3 protein-coding genes and 1 pseudogene are annotated in these 3,860 nt (G+C 66.5%); 2 read left to right on the forward strand and 2 right to left on the reverse strand.

Features of this window, described 5'->3' with window-relative positions:
• Positions 1–129: pseudogene (locus DBR10_RS17275) on the forward strand (acetyl-CoA acetyltransferase); the annotation flags it as partial.
• Between the two features lie 164 nt (positions 130–293).
• A complete protein-coding gene (locus DBR10_RS17280; protein ID WP_108504825.1) occupies positions 294–1,085 on the forward strand; it encodes a DUF1295 domain-containing protein in 792 nt (263 codons plus the stop codon).
• Between the two features lie 99 nt (positions 1,086–1,184).
• On the opposite strand, the gene DBR10_RS17285 is transcribed toward DBR10_RS17280, so the two are convergent.
• Together DBR10_RS17285 and DBR10_RS17290 are read right to left on the reverse strand one after the other, a co-directional pair.
• Positions 1,185–2,636 (reverse strand): carotenoid oxygenase family protein, encoded by a 1,452-nt coding sequence (locus tag DBR10_RS17285; RefSeq protein WP_108504826.1) that lies wholly within the window; start codon positions 2,634–2,636, stop codon positions 1,185–1,187.
• 68 nt (positions 2,637–2,704) lie between these two features.
• On the reverse strand, positions 2,705–3,860 hold a 1,156-nt coding region (locus tag DBR10_RS17290), incomplete at its 5' end, for a PQQ-dependent sugar dehydrogenase (protein WP_233243466.1).

Genomic DNA, 3,860 nt, shown 5'->3' on the forward strand with positions numbered 1-3,860 from the left:
ATGCTCGACGCTTTCAAGCAGACCACCGGCACCGCCGGCGACTATCAGGTCGAGGGGGCCAGAACGGTGCAGACCCTGAACATCGGTGGTTCAACGACCACCACGGTGAGTTTCGTGGTGGGGGTCTGATCAACACATCCTCCCCCTCTGGGGGAGGTGGCCCGGAGGGCCGGAGGGGACATCTGGATATAGGCCGAGAAGGCCCCCTCAGTCGCTCCGCGACAGCTCCCCCGGAAAGGGAGCATCTCGTCAGTAGCCGCCCGCGTAACTGCTTCAAACCCAATCGGACGCCCATGCCGCCTCTTGTTCCGTTCCTTGCCGTCAACGCCGCCGTCTCGGCTGTCGCCTTCATCGCCCTGTGGCTGATCAGCCTGCGGCTGAAGGACGTCAGCTTCATCGATGTCTGGTGGGGCGTGGGCATGGCCCTGATTGCCTGGACGGCGCTGCTGCAGGCCGGGCCGACGCCGCATGGCCTGTTGCTGGTCGGGCTCTGCACCGTCTGGGCCCTGCGTCTCGGCGGCTATCTGTTCTGGCGCTGGCGCAAGAACGGCCCGGATCGCCGCTATGTGACGATGATGGCCCATGCCGAGAGCGAGCGGAAATGGAGCTTCGCTGTCGCCTCGCTGCTGCTGGTCTTTGCCCTGCAATATGTCCTGCAGTTCGTGATCGCCCTGCCGGTCCAGCTGGGTCATGGCTCGCCTGCGCCCCTGGGGCCGCTGGCCTTTGTCGGCACCGCCATTGCCGCGGTCGGCATCGTGTTCGAGACGGTCGGCGACTCCCAGCTGGCGGCCTTCAAGGCCAAGCCCGAGAACAACGGCAAGGTCATGGATCAGGGGCTGTGGCGCTACACGCGTCACCCCAACTATTTCGGCGACGCCTGCGTCTGGTGGGGTCTCTATCTGATCGCCGCCGGCACAGGGCTGGGGGCCTGGACCCTGCCGGCTCCGGTGCTGATGACCTTCCTGCTGACAAAGTGGAGCGGCGTGCCCACCGTCGAGGGCCGCATGCGTCGCAAGCGTCCCGACTACGAGGCCTATGTGCAGCGGACCTCCGGCTTCGTGCCGTGGTTCCCGAAGAAGGTCTGAGACTTGCCCCCATCGGGTCGCTTCGCGACCGTCCGCCCCCAGAGGTGGCGGATGATCTCATCTTCCCCCTCTGGGGGAGGAGCGCGAAGCGCGGAGGGGCTAGGCTCGCAACCGCTCCCGTCCTGCCCAGACGCTGTGTGTCCCGCTGCTGAGCTTGTGCGGCAGGGCCAGCCGGCAGACGGTCTCGAAGCGCTTGGCGTCGACGATCAGGCACTCCGAGGTGCCGCGGTTCTCGTCGATGATGAAGCTGACCAGATAGCCGTCGTCCTCGTCCACCGCCCCCACACGCGGCGCGAACGGCGCCTCGCTGGCATAGCGGCCCTCGGGCAACTGGATCGACCAGCTTTCACCGGTTTCCAGGTCGTGCTTGACGAAGCCGTTGAACAGGAACCAGCCGGGCTTGGCGGTGGTCGAATAGGCATAGCGGTAGGGCTTGCCGGCAATCTGCTGGTTGAACATCCCGAACTCGAGGATCCGGTCGTCCAGATGAGCCTCGGTGGTTTCGCCGGTGACGAGGTTGAAGCGCCAGCGGTGCAGCTTGGGCCGGAAGCTGTGTTCGTCCAGATAGGCCATCAGGTGGCCATGGCCCTCGGGCGCGTCCTCCAGCGGGCGCGGCGTGGGATTCTCCTGGAAATAGCCGTCCAGAACCACCTCATCACCCTCCTCATAGGCATTGAGCCAGTGCAGGACATAGGTCGGGGCAGCCTCGAACCACTTCACCTCACCGCCATGGCGAGGGACCAGGCCAAAGCGCGACGGCACGCCCTTGTGCAGGCGCACGGCGTGGATATCGCGGTCCAGCAGGGTCTGGTCCCAGAACACCGGCAGGTCGTTCAGGATCGACCAGTTCTTGGTGAAGGCCATGTCGTGCGGCAGGCGCGGGCCCGGCAGGTCGATCGCCTGGTAGACCGTGCGCTTCCCGGTCGCGTCGACCACGCCATAGTGCATGTAGGGCGCATGCTTGGAGTAGTTGAAGAACAGCAGTTCGCCGGTTTCCTCATCGACCTTGGGATGGGCCGAGACGCCGTCCAGTGGAGCCCAGGCGGCCACGCCGAGGTTTTCCAGGGTCAGGGGGTCAAGCCGGTAGGCCTCGCCGCACTGGTAGAAGGTGGCGATGGCCTCGCCGGCATGGACCACGATGTCGGTGCTGGCCGTGTCCTTCAGGCTGCCATGCGCCCCGAAACCCGGCCGCTTCGAGGTGCCCGGGCCGTCGGCGAGACCGCCCCAGAGGCTTTCCCCGGCTTCCTGCTCGGCCTCGAAGCCCCGCGTGCGGACAAAGCGGTTGCGATAGGCCGCCGTGCCGGCCCTGAACTCGATCTGGTGGATCATGCCGTCGCCGTCGAACGGATGATAGCGGCCGAGCGGCGCGTGCACCGGGTTCTCGGTGTTGCGCAGGTAGACGCCGTCCAGATCAGCCGGAACGGCGCCCTCCAGCACCTCAAGATCCCAGGCATTGACCTCCTCATGCAGCGGGGTCCACGCCCCGGTCATATAGGGGTGGTTGGTGTGGCCCAGTGAGGTTCGGACGGGCGGCAGGCGTTCGATCTTCATGGCAGACCTCGTGGAGCGTCGCCCGATCTTATGGCCAGTCAGTCTTGCTGTGCAAGTTGCCCATCAGGTCAGCCTGCCGGGCTGACCCGCCAGATCACATTGCCGACGTCATCCGCCACCAGCAGGGCTCCGGCCTTGTCCACCACAACGCCGACCGGACGCCCCTGGGCCTCGCCCTTGGCATTGAGGAAGCCCGTCAGAACGTCTTCGGGCTTCCCGGCCGGCTTGCCGTCCCGGAACGGGATGAACACCACCTTGTAGCCCGATTGGGGTTTGCGGTTCCACGATCCGTGCTGGCCGATGAACACGCCGTTCGTGTAACGGGCGGGCAGGGCGGCTGCGGTGTAGAAGGTCAGGCCGAGGGAGGCGGTGTGGGCTCCCAGCGCATAGTCGGGCACCAGGGCGCGCGCGACCAGGTCAGGCCGCTGCGGCTTGACCCGCGCATCGACCGTCTGGCCGTAGTAGCTGTAGGGCCAGCCATAGAAGCCGCCGTCCTTGACCGAGGTCATGTAGTCGGGGACCAGATCATTGCCGATCTCGTCACGCTCGTTGACGGCGGTCCAGAGCTCGCCGGTCACCGGGTTCCAGTCCATGCCGTTCGGATTGCGGATGCCCGAGGCAAAGACCCGAGAGGCCCCGCTGGCGATGTCGATCTCGAGGATCCCGGCCCGGCGAACCTCGGCCTCCATGCCGTTCTCGCCGACATTGCTGTTCGAGCCGACGGTGGCATAGAGCTTCGAGCCGTCCCGGCTGGCGATCAGGCTCTTGGTCCAGTGGTGGTTGATGGGGCCGGCCGGCAGGTCGACCAGCTTGCGTCCCGGGGCGGTGATCCGGGTCTCGCTGGCGACATAGGGGAAGGCCACGACCGCATCGGTATTGGCGACGTAGAGGGTATTGCCGACCAGGGCCATGCCGAACGGCGAGTTGAGGCCGGTCAGGAAGGGCGTCTTGACCTCGGCCACGCCGTCGCCGTCAGCGTCGCGCAGCAGGCTGATCCGGTTGGCACTGGGCACGGTGGCCCCCGCCTTGCCCATGATCTGCTTTTCGGCCCAGGCCCGGATGTCGAAGCCCTTCTTCTTTTCCTTGGGCGGCCCGTTGGTTTCCGCCACCAGCACGTCGCCGTTGGGCAGGACCAGCAGCCAGCGCGGATGATCCAGTCCCGCGGCGAAGGCCTTGACCTTGAGCCCCGCGGCCGCGACCGGCGTTGCGCCTTCGGCCCAGCGG

Source organism: Caulobacter sp. HMWF025 (assembly GCF_003060965.1).
Classification (GTDB): Bacteria; Pseudomonadota; Alphaproteobacteria; order Caulobacterales; family Caulobacteraceae; genus Caulobacter.